The sequence below is a fragment of the Microbispora sp. NPDC004025 genome, assembly GCF_053604425.1.
This window is the reverse complement of the sequence record NZ_JBSGHN010000001.1, coordinates 1-20,733: the sequence shown is the minus strand read 5'-3', so window position 1 is coordinate 20,733 and position 20,733 is coordinate 1. Positions and strand designations below refer to the sequence as shown.

Below are 20,733 nucleotides of genomic sequence, written 5' to 3'. Positions count from 1 at the left end.
ACTCCCAGATGTCACAGATGCGCGGCAATTTCATGATGTTTTCTGTTTCACTGCGGTTTGAAGGCGGAGCGGCATGGTTAAGTCATCATCCGGGTCTGTCGCGGGACCCCCAATATGAGAAGGGCTCGTCGCTGATGGGTACGCCGGCGCCGCTCGGTCTTCAGGGTGCCTACGCACGTGGCCATCGCAGCAACTACGACGAGTTGCGCACCCGTCTCCTCGACGTCGCCAACGGACTGCTCGCCAAGGCCGGGCCGGAAAGCCTGACCGTACGCAGGATCGCCGCCGAGGCCGGCTGCTCGACCCAGGTCATCTACACGATGTTCGGCAGCAAGGAGGGCCTGGCCGAGGCGCTCTACCTGGAGGGCTTCGAGCGGTTCCGGCGCAGGCTGGAGGCGGTGCCGAAGCGCGACGACCCACTGGAGCACCTGAGCCTGCTCGGCCCCGCGTACCGGGAGGCGGCGCTGGCCGAGCCCGGTTACTACAGCCTGATGTTCGAGCGGGCCATCCCCGGCTTCGTGCCGAGCGAGCGCGCCCGCACGCTCGCGAGGGCCGCGCTCAACATCGTGGACCGGGTGATCGCCGACTGCATCTCCTCCGGTCACCTCGTGCCCACCCAGCCCCGGAAGATCGCCGATGCGCTGTGGGCCGCGGCTCAGGGTGCGCTCGGCCTGGAACGTGCCGGACACCTGCCGGACGGCAAGACGTACGAGATCGTCACGAACGCCACCATCCGCTCATTCCTCGCCCGCCGCCCCTCTGCCTGAACCCGTTTTGAGCTCGGCCTGAGCTAGAGGCACAGCGCGATCCACAGCTCGGCCCGGACGGCGGGATCGTCCAGATCACGGCCGAGCAGTTCGCTCACCCGCTTCATGCGGTAGCGGAGGGTGTGCCGATGCACGCCCAGACGCTGGGCCGCCGCGTCCCAGTGGCCGTTGCTGGCCAGGTAGGCGCGCAGCGACTCGACCAGATCGGCGCGCGAGCCGTAGTCGCGGAGCGGCGCGAGGATCGCCGCGGCGAACGACGCGGCGGCGGCCGGGTCGATCAGCGACAGCAGCCCGCGCCCGGCCAGTTCGCTGAAGCGCGCCACCGGCGAGGCCGAGACGAGCGCCCGTCTCGCCTGGTCGAGAGCACGGTCGAGAGCACGGTCCAGGGCGCGGTCCGGGGCGCGGTCGGGGGCACGGTCGAGAGCACGGTCCTCCCGGGCCTCCGCACGCGCCTCCTCCCGGGCCTCCGCAAGGGGGTCGGTCCGGCTCTCCGGGCGGCTCTCCACCCGGTTGTCCGTCCGCGCGGAGGCCGCGATCTCCACGCCGGGCGCGCTGACGCCCACCCGGCCGTGCCGCGCGGCCAGCGCGACGACCTCGTCGGCGCGGGAATCCGGGGCCAGCACGACGAGCAGCCCCTCCCAGTGCGCGGTGAAGCACGAGGGAATCGCCCGCGACGTCGTCCCGGAGGCCGGCCCACGCTTCGCCTCGTGAGCGGCCGCCGCGGCCGGCCGGCGCCCACCGGCGGAGTGCGGCGCCGCGCCGGTCAGGGCCTCCGTCAGCGCGTCGGGGTCGGGGGTGTCGCAGGCGAGGACCGTGACCGGCTCCCGGGGCAGCCGCATGCCCAGGGCCGCCAGGGTCTCCGCGGCGGCCCGCGTCTCACCGGCCAGCAGCAGGCGGAGCACCGCCGAGCGCACGTGCGCCGCCGCCGACCGCTGCTCCCTGCCCTGTTCCAGCGCGAGCGTGAGCAGGGATCCGGCCGCGTTGACGACCGTGTGCGCGATGGGCGCGAACGGCCGCGGCGAGCCCACCGCGAAGAATCCCCTGCGGCCGAGCGGCTGGACGACGACATGCTCGTCCGGGGTGGCCAGCGCGAGGCTCGACAGCGACGGCGCGTTCCGCAGCCGGGCGATCTCGGGCTCGAGCGACCGGGCCGTCTCTCCCGCCCAGTCCGCCGCCGCGCCGCGCGTGCCTGCCAAACCGGCGCGGCGGCCGGTCGCGTCGGCGGCGTGCCGTACGGCGCCCGAGGGGTCCAGGAGCAGCGCCCAGCCGCCGATCTCCCGCGCCAGCCGGTCCACCACGGCCAACGGCCCCTCGCGCTGCAGCGCGGCGCGGGTGAGCCTGCCCTGGGCCGCGAAGGCGCGGCTGATCTCCTCGTACTGCTCCCCGGCGAGCAGATCGCTGACGGCCTTGCCGATCGCGATGAAGGGGGTGTCCCTCGGCACCTCGACCAGCGGCAGCCCGGCGGCCTCGGCCGCCTCCGCGAACCCGGGCGGCACGGTCTCGTGGCTCAGCCCCACCCCGAACCCCAGCCCCGTGACGCCACGGGCAACGAGGCGGGAGACGTACGGCACGGCGTCGCCGGCGGACAGGCGCATGCCGGTCGTGAGCACCAGTTCGCCGCCCTCCAGGAACGGCGTCGGATCCTCCAGCTCGCTCACCGCGACCCAGCGGACCTGCCGGTCGAGGCCGCTCCGCCCCGCGAGGACCGCCAGCTGGAGCGGTACGATCGCGGTGATCCGGCGCAGCGTGGGTGCCACTGCTCTTCCCCCCGAACAACCGGCTTGTCCTTACCGGCCAAAAGTACGCCTACATTCTGACATAGCGGCATATCGGCAGGTGGCGGCGGCGGTCGTACGGTCTCAGATATGAGCACTGCCACCACGCACGGCGGCCCGCAGCTCCCCCAGGAGCGCCGCCTCGTCACCGAGATCCCCGGCCCGCGGTCCCGCGAGCTGTTCGCGCGCAAGCAGTCCGCCGTGCCCCCGGGCATCGGCACCACGCTGCCCGTCTTCGTGACCCACGCGGGCGGCGGTGTGATCGTCGACGCGGACGGCAACTCGCTGATCGACTTCGGCTCCGGCATCGCCGTGACCAACGTCGGCAACGCCGCCCCCCGGGTCGTCGAGCGCGTCCAGAAGCAGGTCGCCGACTTCACGCACACCTGCTTCATGGTCGCCCCGTACGAGTCGTACGTCGCGGTGTGCGAGAAGCTCAACGAGCTCACGCCCGGCGACCACGAGAAGCGGACGTTCCTGGTAAACAGCGGCGCGGAGGCCGTCGAGAACGCGGTCAAGGTCGCCCGGCACGCCACCGGGCGGCAGGCGGTCGTCGTCTTCGACCACGGCTACCACGGCCGCACGCTGCTGACGATGACGCTGACGGCCAAGAGCATGCCGTACAAGCACGGGTTCGGGCCGTTCGCGCCCGAGGTGTACCGGGTGCCGCTCGCCTACCCGTTCCGCTGGCCGACCGGCCCGGACAACTGCGCCGAGGAGGCCGCGGCGCAGGCGATCGACATGATCAACAAGCAGATCGGCGCGGAGAACGTCGCGGCGGTGGTCATCGAGCCGATCGCGGGCGAGGGCGGCTTCATCGAGCCGGCCCGCGGCTTCCTGCCGAAGATCGTGGAGTTCTGCCGCGCCAACGGCATCGTGTTCATCGCCGACGAGGTGCAGACGGGCTTCGCCCGCACCGGCCACATGTTCGCCTGCGAGGACGAGGGCATCGTCCCGGACATCATCACCACCGCCAAGGGCATCGCCGGCGGCCTTCCGCTGGCGGCGGTGACCGGCAGGGCCGACCTGCTCGACCACGTCCACAGCGGCGGCCTCGGAGGCACGTACGGCGGCAACCCGCTCGCCTGCGAGGCGGCCCTGGGCGTGCTGGAGACCATCGAGCAGGACAAGCTCGTCGAGCGGGCCCGGCACATCGGCGAGATCATGCTGCCCCGCCTGCGCGCCATCCAGGAGCGCAACCCGATCATCGGGGACGTGCGCGGGCGCGGCGCGATGATCGCCGTCGAGCTCGTGGTGCCCGGCACCAAGGAGCCCTACCCGGCCGCCGAGATCGCGCGCAGGTGCCACGAGCAGGGCCTGCTCGCGCTCACCGCCGGGACGTACGGCAACGTGCTGCGCTTCCTGCCGCCGCTCGTCATCCCGGACCACCTGCTCGAGGAGGGCCTCTCCATTCTGGAGAAGGCACTCAACGTGGAGTAGACCGTTTAAACAACACCAAAAGGGGCACCCGGTCTGTTCCAAGGTGTCCCTTTTGTTGTTGTACGGCTTGCGTTATGCCTCGATTTAACCATCGCTTGGCCCGACTCGCGCCGATCACGAAGGGTAACCGCGTTATAACGGTTCCGATAGGCGATCGAGGGGGGACTTTGATGGGCTGGAACCCGAACGGCGCCGAGCGGCTCATGCTGACGTTCGACCCTGCCGGCCTCACCATCACGCAGCGCGACGGCGACGCCTGCGTCGTCTGCCACAAGAAGTGGCCCCGTCCCCGGGTCAAGGTCGGGATGCTGCCCGACAACGCCCCCGTCCACGCGTGCGACGACTGCGCCGAGGCCCTGCTGCCCGCCCCGGAGGGCAAGGTGCCGCTGCCCCGCCGCTCCCGGGCGGCCATGTCCTGACCCCGTTCCGCGGGCGGAGGGCCGTGGCCGACGATTGCCGACGACGTACCGGGACTGATGGACGGGGCGGTCGAGAACGCGTACGACCCGGGAACCTACTCGTCGCGGTCACGGCGATCCTCCAGCAGGCGCGGCAGGATGCCCAGCACGCCGCCCCCCGCGGCGCCGCCGCCGAGCAGCGCGGTAGGCCAGGGGGCACCGGCGGCAAGGGCCAGCGCGCAGGCGATCGCCGCCACCAGGGCGGCACAGACGAGCAGGACCAGCAGTGGCAGAGGGATCATTTCTGTCGCTCCTGAAGCGGGTTCAGGGTGCCGGCGGTGTGGTCGTCGGCCCAGAACTCGATGAGTTCCGCGCTGGACAGCTCGCAGGGAGGCCGGTCGGGCGGGATCCGCCCAGTGGCCAGCGCCCAGGTCGACACCAGCAGGATGAGCAACTGCCGCTCATCACACCGACCCCGGTCAGGTCGAGCGCCGGGCCGTGCGCCGGCGCAGCGCGGGGATGCGTTCGGGGCGGCACGCGACATGGGCTCGACTTTCACTTGGGGGATTGGACGGGCCCTACATTGACCCCGACCGGACCGGGGCCGCCACCGCATCGGCACTGTCCGGACAACTCCGGATCATCTGGGCGCCACACGGCCGCCGCCCGCGCGCCGCCGCCGCCGATTCACCCTTCCCGTAGCCGAGCCCGTCCCACGCCGGTCGACATCATCCGCCCTCGTCCCGTCCCATCCGGAGCCGTCCGGAATCGTCCGGCGACGTTCGGAGCCGTCCGGGGTTGTCCGACGAGGCAGGCCCGACAGGATTTCCGGATGAGGTGGGATATGCCAATCATGCGAACATCAGTCCCGCCGTGATGCCACCATGACCATCAGCAAGCGCTTCCGTAATTTGTGGATCTCTCTTCTTGCGGCTGAGGCGATGACCGAAGAAGCTCTCGTCGCGGCGTGCCGCGCCTTCCTCGCGCAGCTGAAAACGCTGCACGACCAGGCAGGCTCTCCCACGATGTCCGAATTGAAGAAATTGTCGGGCGGTACTGGCGATAACGGACGCCAACCCCGACCTCTGGCCAGGAGCACCACGCACGACATATTGCGCGGAAGGCGGAAAAGGGTCCCCAGCTGGCCATGGGTGGCCTCGTTCGTGACCGCCTGTCGCGCCGCGGCGGAGCAGACCGGGCTGCCGACCGAGACGATGGGCACGCTGATGGACTGGCACGCCCGCTGGTGCGCCGCCCGGGCCGGCCAGACTGCCGCCGCCCTCGACGGCGAGCCGCCGGGAGAGCCGTCGACAGAACCGGTGAGGGAGCCGATGCCGCCCGCGCCCCCGTCGGCGCCCGCGGCCGGCGACGCGCCCCCGCCGCCCGCCGAGGACACGGGACAGCCGGGCGAACACGCCCAGCGCATGCTGGAGATATACGGCCGGACGGGAGTGCGGCTGATGAAGGACTACCCGTTCGACGTGAAGGTCGGAGTGAGCCTGGCAGTGACCGCGTTGCTGCGCGGACACGCCCAGGAGGGCGTCCAGCGTCTGATGGAGGCCGCCCAAGCCGGCCACCGCGACGCCTTGGAGTTGCTGTCACATCCACGCCGGCACCAGATGGCCGCCGACTACGCCTACCGCTGCGGCCGCAGCTATCAGCGTGACGACCGGATCGAGGTCGCGATGTTCTTCTACCGGATGGCCGCCGACCCGGGAGGCCATCCGGAAGCCGCCTACCAGCTGGCGCTCATCCACCAGGACAAGGGCGAGGGCTGGACGGCCGCCTACTGGTTCCGTATCGCGGCCGCCAGGGGCCATCACCTGGCGACCGCTGCCTTCGACGGCATATCCGAACAGCTCAGCCACGCCCCACCCGGTGAGAGCTGGATGCTGCCGGCCGACATGGTCGATTCGTCGCAGCCGCCGCCTCCGTTCCTGGCCGGCGATCCGCCCGCGTCGTTGATGTGACGCCTGGTTCGGCGGCCGTACCCGCCCGGCGCCGCCGTGTGGGGCGGACGGCGCGACCCCGGGGCCGCGCCGCCCTGGATCTCTTCTCTCACGTCATTTCTATCGGTAGCGATTAGATCACTTCTCGTGAATGGCGGATTTCGCGTTCGCCGTCATGGGATGCCCGGAGCGTCCTCAGGTCGCCAGATCCTCCAGGTGGGCGGCCAGCACGGCGCTGACGCGCTCGGGCGGCATCGACTCCGGCCGGGCCAGGACGTGCACGGTCAGGCCGTCGATGAGGGCGCGCAGCCGCGCCGCCTCGAACTCGGCGTCCCGATGCCCGGCGAGCTCCCCCTCCGCGGCGAGCGCGCCGATGGCCGAGGTCGCCGCCTCCACCAGACCGTCGTCCGCGTGGCGCAACCAGGCGGCCGCGACCGGGTCGCCCTGGGCCCGCGCGGTCAGCTGCAGCCAGACCTCGGCCTCCGCGCGCCGTTCCGCGTCCATGGGCAGCAGCTCCTCGAGCAGGCGGCGTACGGCGACGCGGACGGGTCCGTCGAAGACGGTGTTCGCGATGCGCGCGCGGACCCGCGCGATGACGTGCTCCATCGCGAAGGCGAGCAGCTCCGCCTGGGTCGAGAAGTAGTGCCGCAGCGCGCTCGGGGACCAACCGGCCTCCGCGGCGATGCTGCGGACGGTGGCGGCGCCGACGCCGTCCCGGCGCACGACCCGCCACAGCGCCTCGGCGATCTCCTCACGCCGCATCTGGCGATCCACGATCTTCGGCACAGATCCTCCAGCCACGCGAGTCGCGATTTTTTATAGCACAATGTGTGAGAAACCTTCGTAGCACACCGTGCGAAAAAAGGAGCCGGCATGCTGTTGGGTCTGATCGTCGCCTGCGAGGTCGCGTTCTGGGTACTCCTGGTCGCGGGCCTCGCGGTCCGCTACCTCCTGCGCCGGAAGCGGCTCGGCGGCCTGCTGCTGCTCGCCGTCCCCCTCGTCGACCTGGTCCTCCTCGTGGCGAGCGTCATCGACCTTCGCGGCGGCGGCCGGGCGGAGCTCACGCACGGGCTGGCCGCGGCCTACCTGGGGTTCAGCGTCGCCTTCGGGCACGACTTGGTGCGGTGGGCCGACGCCAGGTTCGCCCACCGCTTCGCCGGAGGGCCGCCGCCGGACCGGCGCAAGCGTTACGGCAGGGAGCGGGCCCGGTACGAATGGGTCGCCTGGGGCAAGGGCATGATCGGCTGGGCCGTCGCCTGCGGGCTGCTGCTGGCCGGCGTCGCTCTCATCGGCGACCTCGACCGCTCGGCCGCGCTGCTGGCATGGGCCGGCCGCCTGACGTTCGTCATGGTGGTCTGGCTGGTGTTCTGGCCGGTCGCCTGCACCGTCTTCCCCACGCGCCCGCCCCGGGACGCCGGGACGCACGAATCCCTCAGCGGCGGGACCGGGCGCTGACCGTCCTCGCGTGCGCCGCCCCGGCCGGGCGCCGTCCGTCAGGACACGACGCGCGACCAGCGCTCCACCCACTTGTCGTACGCCTCGGGCCGCACCGCGAAGTAGACGCCCCGGAACGCGCGGGAGGTGCCGACGCGGTAGTCCAGGCAGATCCGGCGGGCCGCGCCGGTGCACGCCGCGGGGTTGGCCGGGGCGAGGCCCGTCCAGGCGGACACCTTGCGCTGCACGTCCGCCGACATCGTGAAGTCGAGCCATTTGTACGCGCACGACGGATGCGCGGCCTGGGCCGACATCATCCACGCGTCGGCCCAGCCGGTCACCGGCCGGTCCGTCAGAGCCCTGACCGGCTTGTGCCCCCGCCTGAGCACGTCCAGGTGGTACGGCGTGCCCTGCGCGAGCCGCGCGGACCCGGTCGCGAAGGCCTGGACGACCTCGACGGGATCGCGCCAGAAGACGCGGCGGCCGTCCTCATCCGAGGTGACGAGCCCGGCGGCGGCGTCGAGCTGGTCGTCGGTTAGGTCGAACGGGTCCTTGATGTCGGCGCCGGCGTCCCCGCCTCGGGCCTTGAGCACCAGCGCGGCGTCGGCGAGCGCCAGCGGGCGGTCCCGCAGCAGCACCGGGCCCTTGTCCTCGAAGAGCGACTCCGGCCCGTCGGGACTGACCTTGCGGGCGTCGTAGAGGACCTCGTTGGTCGCCCAGACGTACGGCACGCCGTACACCCGCTCGTCCCGGGTCACCGACGGCAGCGTCCGCAGCCGCTTGGGGATCTTGTCGTAGCCCTGCAGCAGAGCGGTGTTGAGCGGAGCGGCCCTGCCCTCGTTCATCAGCCGGCCGCCCACCTCAGGCGTCGCCGAGATCACGTCGAACGACGACGGCGGGAAGTCGCCCGGCTTCTCCTCCTGGCGGGGGTCGTAGTAGCGCAGGCTGACCTTGCAGCCCGTCTCCTTCTCGAACGTGCCGACCCACCTGACCTTGGGGTCGACGCCGCCCCACTCGGCGTACCCGTCGATCGCGACCACGCTGAGCGTCCCCTCGCCCGGCCCGAGGGACGCGGCGGGGGTGGGCGTGGGGCCGGCGGAGGACGGACCGGGGCCGGTGCTGCGGGACGCGGTCGCCGCGGCCGCCGAGGTGCCCGGCGTCGCCACCTCCGTCTCGGGCGCGGGCCCGCCGCCGCAGGCGGCCGCGAGCAGACCCGCGGCCGCGACCGTCACGACCAGGTGTGTACGGCGCACGCACGACCCCCAAGACAGAAGACGGACGCCCCGAGCCTACTGGGCCGCACCGGCTCGGGGCGTCGCCCGCCGCGTCAGGCGTTGGTGGGGAAGCCCAGGTTCACGCCGCCGTGGGAGGGATCGAGCCACCGCGAGGTGACGACCTTGCCCCTGGTGTAGAAGTGGACCCCCTCGGTGCCGTGCACGTGCGTGTCGCCGAACAGCGAGGCCTTCCAGCCGCCGAAGCTGTAGAAGGCCATCGGCACCGGGATCGGCACGTTGACGCCGATCATGCCGACCTCGACCTCGTTCTGGAAGCGCCGGGCCGCGCCGCCGTCGTTGGTGAAGATGGCCGTGCCGTTGCCGTACTCGCCGGTGTTGATCAGCTCCAGGCCCTCCTCGTACGAGCGGACGCGCACGATCGACAGCACCGGGCCGAAGATCTCCTCGCGGTGCACGCGGGAGTTGGGCGGCACGTGGTCGAGGACGGTCGGGCCGAGCCAGAAGCCGTCCCCCCGGCCGCCGCGCACCGGGGTCTCCCGGCCGTCGACCACGAGCTTGGCCCCCTCCTCGACGCCGAGGTCGAGGTAGGACGCCACCTTGTCCCGGTGGGCGGCGGTGACGAGCGGGCCCATCTGCGACTCGGGGTCGTTTCCGGGCCCGATCTCGAGGTCCCGCACCCGCGACACGATCTTCTCGACCAGCTCGTCGCCGATCGGGTCGACCGCGAGCACCACGGAGATCGCCATGCACCGCTCCCCCGCCGAGCCGAAGCCCGCCGAGACGGCGGAGTCGGCGACCAGGTCGAGGTCCGCGTCGGGCAGCACGAGCATGTGGTTCTTGGCCCCGCCGAGCGCCTGCACCCGCTTGCCGTGGGCCGTGCCGGTCTCGTACACGTACCGCGCGATCGGGGTGGACCCGACGAACGACACGGCCCGTACGGCCGGGTGCTCCAGCAGCCGGTCCACCGCCACCTTGTCGCCCTGGACGACGTTGAACACGCCGTCCGGCAGACCGGCCCGCCGCCACAGCTCCGCGAGCAGCAGCGACGCGGAGGGGTCGCGCTCGGAGGGCTTGAGCACGAAGGTGTTCCCGCAGGCGATGGCCACGGGGAACATCCACATCGGGACCATCGCCGGGAAGTTGAACGGCGTGATGCCCGCCACCACGCCGAGCGGCTGGCGGATCGAGTAGGAGTCGACCCGGGTCGAGACGTTCTCCGAGTAGCCGCCCTTGAGCAGATGGGGGATGCCGCAGGCGAACTCCACGACCTCCAGTCCGCGGGCCACCTCGCCGAGCGCGTCGGAGTGCACCTTGCCGTGCTCGGCGCTGATCAGGGCGGCCAGGTCGTCGCGGTGCGCGTCGAGCAGCTCGCGAAACCGGAACAGGATCTGGGTGCGCTTGGTGAGCGAGGTGTCGCGCCACGCGGGGAAGGCCCGCGCGGCCGCCTCGACCGCCGCGTCGACCTCCTCGGCCGAGGCGAGCGACACCTGCCCGCTCACCCCGCCGGTGGCGGGGTCGAACACCTCCGCCGTACGGCCGGCGCCCTCGACGAGCGTGCCGTCGATCCAGTGGTTAACGCGCTTCATCGTTGACGACCTCCAGAGCGGTGACGAGGATGCCCAGACCCTCGCGGGCCTCGTCCTCGGTGAGGGTGAGCGGCGGCGCCATCCGCAGCGTGTTGCCGTACAACCCGCCCTTACCGACGAGCAGGCCGAGCTTCCTGGTCTCCTCCAGGAAGCGGGCGGCGAGCGCCGGAGCGGGCGCCTTGGTGGCGGGGTCGACCAGTTCGACGGCGAACATCAGCCCCTTGCCGCGTACGTCGCCGACGACGGGCAGCCGGGGCGCCGCCTCGCGCAGCCCGCCGATGATGATCTCGCCGGTCCTCGCGGCGTTGGCCTGCAGGTCGTGGTCGAGCACGTAGTCGAGGGTGGCGTTGGCCGCCGCCATCGAGATCGGGTTGCCGCCGAACGTGGCCACACCGGCGGCGTGCGGGCCGTCCATGAGGTCGCCGCGCGCCACGACGCCGCCGACCGCGAAGCCGTTGCCGAGCCCCTTGGCGAAGGTCATCATGTCCGGCGTCACGCCGTGGTTCTGGATCCCGAAGAACGCCGAGCCCGTACGGCCCCAGCCGGTCTGCACCTCGTCGGAGATGAACAGGATGCCCTCCTCGTCGAGGACCTCCTTGTACGCCGCGAACAGCCCGTCGGGGGCCATCGTGAACCCGCCGACGCCCTGGATCGGCTCGGCGATGAGCGCGGCGACGTCCTTGGTGACGGCCGTGGCGAGCACGTGACGCAGGTCGTCCACGCAGGCGGCGATGTAGTCGGCGTCCGACATGCCGCGGAACTGCGCCAGATGCTTGTCGGCGCCGTGCAGGAAGTGCACGTTGAGCGGCGACAGCGAGTTGTTCTTCCAGGACCGGTTGGAGGTCACGCTGACCGCGCCGAAGGACCGGCCGTGGTAGCTCTGCCGCATGGCGAGCACCTGGTCGGACCCGCGGGCGTAGGTGGCCAGCAGCAGGGCGGTCTCGTTGGCCTCGGTGCCGGAGTTGGTGAAGAAGACCTTGGCGTCCGGGATGCCGGACAGGCGGGCGATCTTCTCGGCCAGCTCGACCTGGCCGCGGATGAGGTACAGCGTCGAGGTGTGGACGACACCGGTGGCGAGCTGGCGCTCGACGGCCTCCCGCACCTCGGCCACGTCGTACCCGATCATGTTGGTGAGGATCCCGGCGAAGAAGTCGAGATAGCTCTTCCCGTTCGCGTCGACGACGCGGTTCCCCTTGCCGCCGACGATCTCGATGGGCTCGTTGTAGTACAGGGCCATCCAGTTCGGCATGACCGCGCGATGGCGTGCGAGAAGGTCCGACATGCTCTGAAGTATCCCGGCTGACGGGTGACCGGCTCACCCGTCAGCCTGTCTGGGATACCGCGAACTTCCCTTACACAGTGGTGGGCGCCCCGGTCTCCCGCGCGGGAGCCGTTCCCGCGGCCTTCCCGCGCAGGACCAGCAGCGCGACCAGGGCCGCCGCGAGCGAGCAGCCCGCGCCCACCCACGAGCCGACGGACATCGCCGACACGAACGCCTCGCGTCCGGCGGCGGCCACGGCGGCGTCGCCGAGGTTCACCGCGACGCCGATCGACTCGCGCGCCGCCGGCGGCGCCGACTCCGGCATGGCCGCGGTGTACGCGCCGGCGAGCACGCTGCCGAGGACGGCCACACTGAGCGCCATGCCCACCTGCTGCACCGTGTCGTTGAGCGCGGAGCCGACCCCGGCGCGCTCGGGCGGCACCGCCCCCATCAGCGTGGCGTACGACGCGGGACCGGCCAGGCCGCCGCCCACCCCCATGACCATCAGGCCGGCGATCAGCGTGCCGTACCCGCCGGTGAGCGTGGACAGCAGCACGAACCCGGCGGCCATGACGACCAGGCCGGTGACGATGAGCGTCCGGTTGCTCACCTTCTTGCCGAGCGCCGCGCCCAGGCCGTTGAACACCATGGCGGCCACCACGTACGGCAGCAGCGCGAAACCGGCCTTCAGCGGGTCGTAGCCGAGGACGAACTGCAGATACTGCGTGATGGCCAGCATCAGCGCGCCCGCGCCGAACGACAGCAGCACGATGGAGAAGCACGCGCCGCTGAACGAGCGGTCGCGGAACAGGCCGAGCGGCAGCATGGGATGGGCGGTGCGGCGCTCCCACAGCACGAACGCCAGCAGCGCGGCCGCCGAGAGCGCCACGGTCAGGGGGTTGAAGTGCCCGCCGGGCGCCGAGATGACGGCCCAGACCAGCCCGCCCATCCCGGCGGTGGACAGGATCACGCCGAGCGGGTCGGCCCGCCGCGTCTCGCCGTACGTCTCGGGCATGAGCGCGAAGGCCGCGACGATCGCCAGCACCGCGATCGGCACGTTGAGCAGGAAGACCGACCCCCAGTAGTAGTGCTGGAGCAGGAACCCGCCGATCGTCGGCCCGGCGATGACGCCGACCATGGCGACCGAGCTCCAGGCGGCGATCGCCTTGCGCCGCTCGCTCTCGTCGAACACCGTGATCAGGATCGACAGGGTCGACGGCATCACGCAGGAGCCGCCGACGCCCATCAGCGCGCGGGCGGCGATGAGCTGCCAGGGCTCGGTGGCGAGCGTGGCCGCCAGCGAGGCCCCGCCGAAGAACGCCAGGCCGATCACGAGCATCCGCCGCCTGCCGTACCGGTCGGACAGGCTGCCCGCGGTGAGCAGCAGGCCCGCGAACACCAGCACGTACGCGTCGATGATCCACTGCACGTCGGACGGCGTGGCGCCCAGGTCGCGCATGAGCGACGGGATCGCCAGGTTGAGGACGGTGTTGTCCACCACCAGGGTCAGCAGGCTCAGACAGAGGACGCCGAGGATCCACCAGCGTCGGGGATGAGACATGAAGGTCACCTCGAACAGTGTGCGAGTACTGTCGGACACTGTACGACTGAATCGAACACCGTGCGAGCGAATATTGTGAGGCCGTGTCAGCGAAGCCGTTCTCCTCGGTCTGGACCCGCGAGCGCAAGGGTGCGCGCGAGCAGGGCCTCAGTCGTGACCAGATCGTCCGCGCGGCCGTGGAGCTGCTCGACGCCGAGGGCCTCGACGCGCTCAGCATGCGCAAGCTCGGCGCCCGGCTCGGCGCGGGGGCGACCAGCCTCTACTGGCACGTGGCGAACAAGGACGAGCTGCTCGAACTCGCCATGGACGAGGTCTACGGCATGGTCAGCGTGCCGGACGACGCCGGATGGCGGCAGGCGGCCACCGCCTTCGCGTACGGCCTGCGCGGCGCGATCCTGGAGCATCCGTGGAGCGCGAGCCTGATCGGCGCGCTGCCCGCGCTGGGGCCCAACGCCCTCGCCGCGGCCGACAACCTGATGGCCGCCTTCGCCGAGGCGGGGTTCGGAGGCATGGACGGGGACTACGCGGTGGCCGCGGTCGTCGCCTTCACGCTCGGAGCCACCGTGCCCGAGGTGGCCTGGTCGAGGGCGGCGGTCGAGGCCGGCACCGACCACCTGGAGATGCAGCAGGCCATCGCGCCCGTGCTGGAGAAGCTGGCGTCGGAGCGCCCGCGACTGCGCGAGCGCTACCAGACATACGTGGGCAAGAGCTTCGATCCCGCGATCGCGCGGCGGCTCAGCTTCGACTTCGGGCTGACGGCCCTTCTGGACGGTCTCGGCACGCGCCTGCACTGAGAGCCGGCTCTCAGTGTGTCAGCTACTGGGGGGTCATCCTTACATAATGATCAGGTAGCCTCTGAGCATGCTCCCCACGGTCGCCGACGTGCTCGCGCTGGACACCGTCCGGCGTGGCAGCCCCCGGGTGGTGGCGGGCGGCGACCGGCTCGACACCAGGGTCCGATGGGTCCACGTGGGCGAGGTGCACGACATCGCCCACCTGTTACGCGGCGGCGAGCTGGTCCTCACGACCGGTGTGGCGCTGCCGAGCGAACCCGACAAGCTGGCCGACTACATCTGCGAGCTGGCCGCGGTCGGCGCCTCGGGCCTGATCGTGGAGCTCGGCCGCAGGTTCGTCCGCGAGCTGCCTAGGGCGGTGGTGAAGGCCGCGGAGGAGCACGGGCTGCCCCTGATCACGCTGGCCCGCGAGACGCCCTTCGTGCAGATCACCGAGTCGGTCCACGCACGGATCATCGACATCCAGCTCCAGGAGCTGCGGGCCTCCGAGCAACTGCACGAGGTGTTCACCGAGCTGTCGGTCGAGGGCGCGTCCCCGGCGGAGGTGCTCAACCAGGTCACCCGGTTCTCCGGCCGCCCGGCGCTGCTGGAGAACCTCGCCCACCAGGTCCTGGCGTGCGACGCCGCCGGCGGCGACACCGGAACCGTGCTGGCCAACTGGGAGACCAGGTCGCGTGGGGTGATGCCGGCCGAGCGGACCGCCTACGACGCCGCCGCGGGGTGGCTGGTGACCATGGTCGGCGCCCGCGGCCAGGACTGGGGGCGGCTCATCCTGCTCTGCGACGGCCCGCCCAGCCCTCGCGACATCGTGCTGGCCGAGCGCGCGGCGACGACGCTCGCGCTCAGCCGCCTGCTGGAGCGGCACCAGGAGTCCCTGGAGCGGCAGGCGCACGGGACCATACTGACCGGCATCCTCACCCACGCGTACGCCGACCCCGACGAGGCCGCCGCCCGCGCCCGCGCCGTCGGCGTCCCGCTCACCGGCCGCAGGCTCGTGAGCGCCGTCATCCGGCTGACCGCGCCCGCCGGCACCGCGCTGGGCGAGCAGGCCAGGCTGGGCGAGCTCGCCGAGGCCGGCGCCGCCGCCTGCCGCGAGGCCAAGCTGCCCGCACTCGTCGGGGCGCTGGACCAGAACCGCGTCGGAGTGCTGCTGCCGCTGCCGCCCCGCATGGCCGCGGAGACGGCGCTCGAATCGCTGGCCGAGCGCCTGCGGGCGAACTTCGCCACGCCGTTCGTGCTGGCCGCCGGTTCGGTCGTCGAGTCCATCAAGGACGTACGGCGGAGTTTCCTGGAGGCCGAGCAGGTGGCGGAGGTGGCCGTGCGCCAGCCCGACGGCCGGCCGTTCTACCGGCTGCCCGACCTGCGGCTGCGCGGCCTGCTGCACCTACTGCGCGACGACGCCCGGTTGCAGACCTTCGCCGAGCGCGAGCTGGGGGCCCTGCTGGCTCACGACGCTCAGCGGCACGGCGACCTGACGAGGATCCTGCGCGTCTATCTCGACGCGGGACGCAACAAGGCGGTGGCCGCGCAGAAGGCCCATCTGTCCCGCCCCGCCTTCTACGACCGCCTGCGGCGGCTCGAACGCGTCCTCGACACCGACCTCGACGACGTCGAGTCGTGCCTGTCGCTGCACGTCGCGCTGCTGGCTCTGGAGACCTTCCGCCGGGAGACCACCTGAGCGAGCTCCCCGCACGGCGTACTCGACGACCGGGGCAGACGATTTGACCCGTTAAGGCGTTCGCTGGGCAGCTCCTCGCGGACTTGCTGACACCCAGAAAGTACGTATGTCGTCCCGGGTGTAAGGTCTATCGCCCCTGACTACTTTTCGCATGCTCGCGCTCACGGGGTGAATCGTGCTTACCTCGAAACGTGCCCACGATGAGCGAACCCAAAATCAGCCCGACGGTCGTGGTACGGGCCCTGTCCGCGCGTTTCCCCAAATGGACCATCTGGTGGGGCGAGGCCACCACGCACTACTGGGGCATGTCCCGGCGGCGGGACGGACTGCTCGTCCACATCGAGGCCCGGTCCGCGCAGGAGTTCGTGCAGCGGGCACGGGAAATCGACGCCAACACCCCTTAGTGCGCTTATGTGCATGAATGTCCGATTCGACATGCGAGAATTACCGAAGTCGTCTGGGAATTTCATGCGCTTTAGCGCGTTTCCGTCGTCTCCGTACGCAATCGTCGCCACGATAGTCCCGCAAGGATCACCGAGCGGGAGCGATCGCATGAAACGCCGCCTGATCGTCGGGGCCGCCGCGCTGGCCCTGACGACGACCATCTCTTCGGCACCGGCCACCGCCGAGCCCGTCGCCGGACTGCCGACGACGAGCTTCCCCCTCGGTGAGCCCGGGATCCCGAAGTCGGCGGCCAAGAGCCTGGCCCCCGGCGTCAGCTACTTCACCCTCAGGCACGGCAAGCCGCAGGACGGATACACGGTCAGCGTCGTCATGGCGGGCAAGGACTTCATGTCCGAGGCCAAGGCGCAGGCCCAGGCGACGGCCGTGCAGGCGGCGGGCCTCGAACCCGTCATCGTCAAGTTCACCAGGCCCGCCGTCGCCGACCACCCCGCCGGCGACTACTTCATGGTGCGGGTGGGCAGCTGGCCGCTGGACCAGAAGGCCGCGGCCGCCGAGGTCGTCAAGCAGCTCAAGGAGGCCGGGGTGAGCGCGAAGGTCGACTTCCAGGGCGACGACGGCTTCGTCACCACCGGTCCCTGGGATGTGCGGGTCATCGTCGTCGACCCGCGCAAGTTCCGCGGCTCCTACGAGGCGTCGCTGGGCACGAGCGTCGCCAAGCGCGAGAAGGTCTCGGCCATGGCGTCCGCCGCCAAGGCCCTCGCCGCCGTGAACGGCGGCTTCTTCGACATCCACACGCTGCCCGCCTTCCGCGGCGACCCCACCGGCATCTCCGTCGTCCGCGGCAGGCTGCTCAGCGAGGCCGTCGCCGGCCGCGTGGGCCTGGTCCTGCGGGGCCGTACGGCGCGCGTCACCGAGTTGTCGTCCACGGTGGTCGCCCGGGCGGCCGACGGGACCACGGCCGAGGTGACCGGCGTCAACCGGGTGCCGAAGCCGGACGAACTGGTCATGTACACCGAGGAACTCGGGCGGGACACTCCCCAGGACGACGGCATCGAGGTGGTCCTCGACGCCTCCGGAAGGGTGACCGCCGTCCGCGCGTCCGGCGGTCCCGTGGCACCCGGCACCCGCGTGCTGCACGCCGTGGGAGCCGCCGCCGACTGGCTGTCGCAGCGCGCGGGCGAGGGCACGACCATCACGGTCACGACCCGGGTCACCGACCTGCGGACGAACAAGGCCGTCCCGCTGACCCCGGAGACCAACATCGTCGGCGGCGCGATCGGCCTGGTCCGGAACGGCAGGACCTCGATCACCGCGTCGCGGGACGGCATGGCCAACACCAACATGATCCTGCGGCGCCACCCGCGCACGCTCGCCGGCGTCACCCGCGACGGCAAGCTCGTCATCGCGGTCGTCGACGGCCGCCGGCCCGGCGGCACGATCGGCGCGTCGTTCTTCGAGGCGGCCGCGCTCATGCGCTGGCTCGGCGCGCGCGACGCGGTCAACCTGGACGGCGGCGGGTCGAGCACCATGGTCCTCGGCAAGAAGGTGGTCAACCATCCGTCCGACGGCGCCGAGCGGGGAGTCGGCGACGCCCTGTTGATCCTCGGCCCGCGCTAGCCCGCATAGGCAAGGGACGCATCGAACCGGGGTACGCGCCAGACCGGGGCACCCGCCTCGCCGAACCCGCTCAGGCGGGGGAACCCGCGAGGAGCCGGGCGATCGAGTCGTCGTCGCAGGTGTCCCAGAACGTCCCGACCGTGTCTTCGAGGTGGTCGAACGAGGCCGCCTCGAAGAGGACCTCCTGATACTTCGTGATGTCGTAGTGGGTGGTCCCCATCGCGGCGAGGTCGAGCGGGCGGATGTCCATCCCGCGGAACTCCTCGATCTCGCCGTACGAGCTGAGAATCCCCGCGCCGTACGCCCTGAGTTCGCCGTCCTCCCGCATGACGCCGAACTCCAGGGTGAACCAGAACACCTTGGACACGAACTCCAGCGCCTCGTCGGTCTCCATCCGGCGCGCCGCCCGGCCGGCGGCTCGGTACAGCGCGGCGAACCGGGGCGAGGCCAGCGTGTTGGCGTGCCCGATCACCTCGTGGATGACGTCCGGCTCAGGGGTGTAGAACGGCACGGAGTGGTGCCGGATGTACTGGGTGGAGTGGAACAGGCCGTCGGCCAGGACACCGTAGAACTCGCGGAGCGGGACCAGCCCGGCCGCGGGCAGATAGCGGAAACCCGTCAGCGGCTCCAGCAGGTCGCCGACCTCCTGCAGCTGCGGGATGCGGTCCTCCGGCAGGCCGAGCCGCGCCGCCGCGTCGAGGAACTCCCGCACCGCGTACTTCTGATGCTTGATCGCCAGTTCCTTGGTGACGAGTGCCCACACATGGTGCTCCTCGTCGGTGTACTCGGCCATCGGGATGGGGTCACCCGGCTTGTGCACCAGCGCCAGCGCCGCGATCGCGTTGCGGCGCTGACGGTAGACGGCGTCCGCGAAGCCGGGGTGGCTCGTGGCCAGCTCGACGACGACGGATCCGTCTTCCTTCGTCGCCACCGGAGCGAAATACTGCGCTTCTTCGAACATACTCCGATATGACAGCAAGTAAGCGGTTGGCTGGCAAGAGTGACCAGTTGAGGTGTGCGAAATGCTCAAATCAGCGTGTATTCGGGCGGGCACACTGGTCGATCCGCTCAGTCGGGGCGTACCCTCGGCGCATGCTCGACGCGCTCGACAGCCGCCTGCTGACCACCATGCGGGCCAACCCCCGGATCGGGCTCACCGAACTGGCCCGCCTGCTCGGCGTCGCCCGCGGCACCGTGCAGTCGCGGCTGGACAAGCTGACCGCCCGCGGCGTCATCGGCGACTTCGGCCCGACGATCACGACGGAGCAGATCGGCTACCCCATCCTGGCCTTCGCTTCCCTGCAGATCGCTCAGGGCAAGCTGACCGAGGCCGTGCGGTGGCTGGACGGCATCCCGGAGATCCTCGAGGTCTACGGCACCAGCGGCCAGGCCGACCTGCTGTGCCGCGTGGTCGCCCGCAGCACCCCGCATCTTCAGGAGATCATCGCCCGGATCCTCGCCTCCCCCGCCATCCAGCGCACCGACACGACGATCGCCCTGTCGACCCAGATCCCCTTCCGCATCGAGCCCTTGCTGGAGGCCGCGGTCGCACCGTCTGAACCACCGCGCACGCCGGCCTGAATCGCGCGGGCGCCGGCGTTTGGTCGCGGTCGCCGGCTCGGGCGCTCAGCAGCTCGGGCGATCCGCGGCTCAGACGAACCGCGGCTCAGACGAACCGCGGCTCAGACGGATCGCGCGACGCGGAAGCCGAGGTCGTCGATGCGCAAGGTCGGGTGGCTCTTGCGGCGGCACGAGGCCCGGCATGCCCGGGGCAGATCATGTGCTCCTCCACCGCGGAAAACCCGGTAGGGCCCGTAGACACTCGCGTCGTAGACGTCCCAGCACCATTCCCACACGTTGCCGATCATGTCGTACAGGCCCCACGCGTTCGGCTTCCTGGTCCCGACGTCGTGCACTCGCCCGGCGGAGTTCTCCCTGTACCAGGCGATCTCGTCGAGCTCTCCGTACCGAACCCCGGTCGTGCCGGCCCGGCAGGCGTACTCCCACTCCGCCTCGGACGGCAGGCGGTATCCGTCCGCGTCCCAGTCGCAGACCACGTCCTGCGCGTTGGGGTCGTCTCCGATGGCATAGCAGGGCGTCAGCCCCATGACTTCTGAGAGGCGATTGCAGAACCGGACGGCGTCGATCCAGGAGACCTCGGTGATCGGCGTATGCGGTCCCGCCGCGTCCACCGCGGCCTCACCGGTGACGGATCGATACAGCTCCCGGGTCACCGGAAAGGGCGCCAAAAGGAAATCCCCGACCACGCCCACCCAGCTCGTCCGCGTCCCCTCATCCCGGAGGAGAATCCTCCCTGCGGGGACGCGGATCATTTGCTCCATGGTCACCTCAGCCGGCGACGATTCACGACTCACCGTTGGGGTCCTGCCCTTCGCCGTCGCTGCAGCCGCCCGGGCAGCAGTGCTCGCCTGCTGCGACGTCCGGGGGCGGGGGCCTGCCACCAGGGCAGCCGGAGCATGAAAACAAAAAAGGGGCCACCCCATGCGGGGTGACCCCTTTTTCAAAGATTGTCCGGCGGTGTCCTACTCTCCCACACCGTCCCCGGTGCAGTACCATCGGCGCTGGCAGGCTTAACTTCCGGGTTCGGAAAGTAACCGGGTGTTTCCCTGCCGCTATGACCGCCGTAACCCCATGAAACACACAACCACAACTGGTTGCTGTCTCTGAGATCACATAGTGAACGCGAGCACCACACCCCGCACCAAGCAGGGCGGGTTTCATGGTCAAGTCCTCGGCCTATTAGTACCGGTCAGCTCCACACATTACTGCGCTTCCACTTCCGGCCTATCAACCCCATCATCTCTAGGGGGCC

Annotated in this window: 21 protein-coding genes and 2 rRNA genes; 10 read left to right on the top strand and 13 right to left on the bottom strand. The window is 71.0% G+C overall.

What is annotated here, in order from left to right; translation table 11 throughout:
- Positions 1 to 134 precede the first annotated feature (134 nt).
- Entirely contained in the window at positions 135 to 767 is a 633-nt protein-coding gene (locus ACWEQG_RS00115; RefSeq protein WP_363468226.1) for a TetR/AcrR family transcriptional regulator, read from the top strand.
- 23 nt (positions 768 to 790) lie between these two features.
- Here ACWEQG_RS00115 and ACWEQG_RS00110 read toward each other — a convergent pair whose 3' ends face one another.
- A complete protein-coding gene (locus tag ACWEQG_RS00110; protein ID WP_452280473.1) occupies positions 791 to 2,524 on the bottom strand; it encodes a PucR family transcriptional regulator in 1,734 nt (577 codons plus the stop codon).
- Positions 2,525 to 2,632: 108 nt separating this feature from the next.
- Between ACWEQG_RS00110 and gabT the strand changes: the two genes are divergently transcribed.
- Positions 2,633 to 3,982, top strand: coding sequence for a 4-aminobutyrate--2-oxoglutarate transaminase (gabT, locus tag ACWEQG_RS00105; RefSeq protein WP_452280472.1), 1,350 nt, complete (start codon positions 2,633 to 2,635; stop codon positions 3,980 to 3,982).
- 170 nt (positions 3,983 to 4,152) lie between these two features.
- Positions 4,153 to 4,401, top strand: coding sequence for a hypothetical protein (locus ACWEQG_RS00100; protein ID WP_183535616.1), 249 nt, complete (start codon positions 4,153 to 4,155; stop codon positions 4,399 to 4,401).
- 95 nt (positions 4,402 to 4,496) lie between these two features.
- Here ACWEQG_RS00100 and ACWEQG_RS00095 read toward each other — a convergent pair whose 3' ends face one another.
- From ACWEQG_RS00095 to ACWEQG_RS00085, 3 genes are all read right to left on the bottom strand, one after another.
- Complete coding sequence (locus ACWEQG_RS00095; RefSeq protein ID WP_357039304.1) at positions 4,497 to 4,682, bottom strand: hypothetical protein; 186 nt, start codon at positions 4,680 to 4,682, stop codon at positions 4,497 to 4,499.
- Positions 4,679 to 4,834, bottom strand: a complete 156-nt coding sequence (locus tag ACWEQG_RS00090; RefSeq protein ID WP_363468232.1) for a hypothetical protein — start codon at positions 4,832 to 4,834, stop codon at positions 4,679 to 4,681. Before ACWEQG_RS00090 ends, ACWEQG_RS00095 begins: the two co-directional genes overlap by 4 nt.
- Positions 4,835 to 5,231: 397 nt before the next feature.
- On the bottom strand, positions 5,232 to 5,384 hold the full coding sequence (locus ACWEQG_RS00085; protein WP_452280471.1) for a hypothetical protein: 153 nt from the start codon (positions 5,382 to 5,384) through the stop codon (positions 5,232 to 5,234).
- 159 nt (positions 5,385 to 5,543) lie between these two features.
- On the opposite strand from ACWEQG_RS00085, the gene ACWEQG_RS00080 reads away from it, so the two are divergent.
- Entirely contained in the window at positions 5,544 to 6,350 is an 807-nt protein-coding gene (locus ACWEQG_RS00080; protein WP_452280470.1) for a hypothetical protein, read from the top strand.
- Positions 6,351 to 6,524: 174 nt separating this feature from the next.
- Here the strand turns inward: ACWEQG_RS00080 and ACWEQG_RS00075 are convergent, their stop codons facing one another.
- Positions 6,525 to 7,115: a TetR/AcrR family transcriptional regulator gene (locus ACWEQG_RS00075; protein WP_452280469.1), complete on the bottom strand. Its 591-nt coding sequence runs from the start codon at positions 7,113 to 7,115 to the stop codon at positions 6,525 to 6,527.
- A gap of 87 nt (positions 7,116 to 7,202) precedes the next feature.
- On the opposite strand from ACWEQG_RS00075, the gene ACWEQG_RS00070 reads away from it, so the two are divergent.
- Positions 7,203 to 7,784 (top strand): hypothetical protein, encoded by a 582-nt coding sequence (locus tag ACWEQG_RS00070; protein ID WP_452280468.1) that lies wholly within the window; start codon positions 7,203 to 7,205, stop codon positions 7,782 to 7,784.
- Between the two features lie 38 nt (positions 7,785 to 7,822).
- On the opposite strand, the gene ACWEQG_RS00065 is transcribed toward ACWEQG_RS00070, so the two are convergent.
- The 4 genes from ACWEQG_RS00065 to ACWEQG_RS00050 all read right to left on the bottom strand — a co-directional run bounded on the left by ACWEQG_RS00065 (position 7,823) and on the right by ACWEQG_RS00050 (position 13,406).
- Entirely contained in the window at positions 7,823 to 9,016 is a 1,194-nt protein-coding gene (locus tag ACWEQG_RS00065; RefSeq protein WP_452280467.1) for an extracellular solute-binding protein, read from the bottom strand.
- A gap of 74 nt (positions 9,017 to 9,090) precedes the next feature.
- Positions 9,091 to 10,584 (bottom strand): CoA-acylating methylmalonate-semialdehyde dehydrogenase, encoded by a 1,494-nt coding sequence (locus ACWEQG_RS00060; RefSeq protein ID WP_452280466.1) that lies wholly within the window; start codon positions 10,582 to 10,584, stop codon positions 9,091 to 9,093.
- Positions 10,571 to 11,866, bottom strand: coding sequence for an aspartate aminotransferase family protein (locus tag ACWEQG_RS00055; RefSeq protein WP_452280465.1), 1,296 nt, complete (start codon positions 11,864 to 11,866; stop codon positions 10,571 to 10,573). Before ACWEQG_RS00055 ends, ACWEQG_RS00060 begins: the two co-directional genes overlap by 14 nt.
- A gap of 70 nt (positions 11,867 to 11,936) precedes the next feature.
- Positions 11,937 to 13,406 carry an MFS transporter gene (locus ACWEQG_RS00050; protein ID WP_452280464.1) on the bottom strand — a complete coding sequence of 490 codons (1,470 nt, stop codon included), beginning with the start codon at positions 13,404 to 13,406 and terminating at the stop codon, positions 11,937 to 11,939.
- 83 nt (positions 13,407 to 13,489) lie between these two features.
- Between ACWEQG_RS00050 and ACWEQG_RS00045 the strand changes: the two genes are divergently transcribed.
- From ACWEQG_RS00045 to ACWEQG_RS00030, 4 genes are all read left to right on the top strand, one after another.
- Positions 13,490 to 14,200, top strand: a complete 711-nt coding sequence (locus tag ACWEQG_RS00045; protein WP_452280463.1) for a TetR/AcrR family transcriptional regulator C-terminal domain-containing protein — start codon at positions 13,490 to 13,492, stop codon at positions 14,198 to 14,200.
- Between the two features lie 67 nt (positions 14,201 to 14,267).
- Positions 14,268 to 15,878: a PucR family transcriptional regulator gene (locus ACWEQG_RS00040; protein ID WP_452280462.1), complete on the top strand. Its 1,611-nt coding sequence runs from the start codon at positions 14,268 to 14,270 to the stop codon at positions 15,876 to 15,878.
- 200 nt (positions 15,879 to 16,078) lie between these two features.
- Positions 16,079 to 16,282: a hypothetical protein gene (locus tag ACWEQG_RS00035; protein ID WP_169988936.1), complete on the top strand. Its 204-nt coding sequence runs from the start codon at positions 16,079 to 16,081 to the stop codon at positions 16,280 to 16,282.
- Between the two features lie 148 nt (positions 16,283 to 16,430).
- Positions 16,431 to 17,900 carry a phosphodiester glycosidase family protein gene (locus ACWEQG_RS00030; protein ID WP_452280461.1) on the top strand — a complete coding sequence of 490 codons (1,470 nt, stop codon included), beginning with the start codon at positions 16,431 to 16,433 and terminating at the stop codon, positions 17,898 to 17,900.
- Positions 17,901 to 17,970: 70 nt separating this feature from the next.
- Here the strand turns inward: ACWEQG_RS00030 and ACWEQG_RS00025 are convergent, their stop codons facing one another.
- Complete coding sequence (locus tag ACWEQG_RS00025; RefSeq protein WP_452280460.1) at positions 17,971 to 18,861, bottom strand: phenylalanine 4-monooxygenase; 891 nt, start codon at positions 18,859 to 18,861, stop codon at positions 17,971 to 17,973.
- A 131-nt stretch (positions 18,862 to 18,992) separates the two neighbouring features.
- On the opposite strand from ACWEQG_RS00025, the gene ACWEQG_RS00020 reads away from it, so the two are divergent.
- Complete coding sequence (locus tag ACWEQG_RS00020; protein ID WP_452280459.1) at positions 18,993 to 19,481, top strand: Lrp/AsnC family transcriptional regulator; 489 nt, start codon at positions 18,993 to 18,995, stop codon at positions 19,479 to 19,481.
- 101 nt (positions 19,482 to 19,582) lie between these two features.
- Here the strand turns inward: ACWEQG_RS00020 and ACWEQG_RS00015 are convergent, their stop codons facing one another.
- The 3 genes from ACWEQG_RS00015 to ACWEQG_RS00005 all read right to left on the bottom strand — a co-directional run.
- Positions 19,583 to 20,233, bottom strand: a complete 651-nt coding sequence (locus tag ACWEQG_RS00015) for a formylglycine-generating enzyme family protein (RefSeq protein WP_452281635.1) — start codon at positions 20,231 to 20,233, stop codon at positions 19,583 to 19,585.
- A 197-nt stretch (positions 20,234 to 20,430) separates the two neighbouring features.
- Positions 20,431 to 20,547: ribosomal RNA gene (gene rrf, locus ACWEQG_RS00010) — 5S ribosomal RNA — on the bottom strand.
- Positions 20,548 to 20,640: 93 nt separating this feature from the next.
- Positions 20,641 to 20,733, bottom strand: a 23S ribosomal RNA gene (locus ACWEQG_RS00005); the annotation flags it as partial.

Excerpts from the sequence above, each read along its gene's own strand:
- ACWEQG_RS00115 (WP_363468226.1), top strand. The coding sequence starts at position 135 with ATGGGTACGCCGGCGCCGCTCGGTCTTCAGGGTGCCTACGCACGTGGC.
- ACWEQG_RS00055 (WP_452280465.1), bottom strand. The coding sequence starts at position 11,866 with ATGTCGGACCTTCTCGCACGCCATCGCGCGGTCATGCCGAACTGGATG.
- ACWEQG_RS00040 (WP_452280462.1), top strand. The coding sequence starts at position 14,268 with ATGCTCCCCACGGTCGCCGACGTGCTCGCGCTGGACACCGTCCGGCGT.
- ACWEQG_RS00025 (WP_452280460.1), bottom strand. The coding sequence starts at position 18,861 with ATGTTCGAAGAAGCGCAGTATTTCGCTCCGGTGGCGACGAAGGAAGAC.
- ACWEQG_RS00070 (WP_452280468.1), top strand. The coding sequence starts at position 7,203 with ATGCTGTTGGGTCTGATCGTCGCCTGCGAGGTCGCGTTCTGGGTACTC.
- ACWEQG_RS00095 (WP_357039304.1), bottom strand. The coding sequence starts at position 4,682 with ATGATCCCTCTGCCACTGCTGGTCCTGCTCGTCTGTGCCGCCCTGGTG.
- ACWEQG_RS00100 (WP_183535616.1), top strand. The coding sequence starts at position 4,153 with ATGGGCTGGAACCCGAACGGCGCCGAGCGGCTCATGCTGACGTTCGAC.
- ACWEQG_RS00020 (WP_452280459.1), top strand. The coding sequence starts at position 18,993 with ATGCTCGACGCGCTCGACAGCCGCCTGCTGACCACCATGCGGGCCAAC.
- ACWEQG_RS00030 (WP_452280461.1), top strand. The coding sequence starts at position 16,431 with ATGAAACGCCGCCTGATCGTCGGGGCCGCCGCGCTGGCCCTGACGACG.
- ACWEQG_RS00035 (WP_169988936.1), top strand. The coding sequence starts at position 16,079 with ATGAGCGAACCCAAAATCAGCCCGACGGTCGTGGTACGGGCCCTGTCC.
- ACWEQG_RS00015 (WP_452281635.1), bottom strand. The coding sequence starts at position 20,233 with ATGATCCGCGTCCCCGCAGGGAGGATTCTCCTCCGGGATGAGGGGACG.
- gabT (WP_452280472.1), top strand. The coding sequence starts at position 2,633 with ATGAGCACTGCCACCACGCACGGCGGCCCGCAGCTCCCCCAGGAGCGC.
- ACWEQG_RS00050 (WP_452280464.1), bottom strand. The coding sequence starts at position 13,406 with ATGTCTCATCCCCGACGCTGGTGGATCCTCGGCGTCCTCTGTCTGAGC.
- ACWEQG_RS00060 (WP_452280466.1), bottom strand. The coding sequence starts at position 10,584 with ATGAAGCGCGTTAACCACTGGATCGACGGCACGCTCGTCGAGGGCGCC.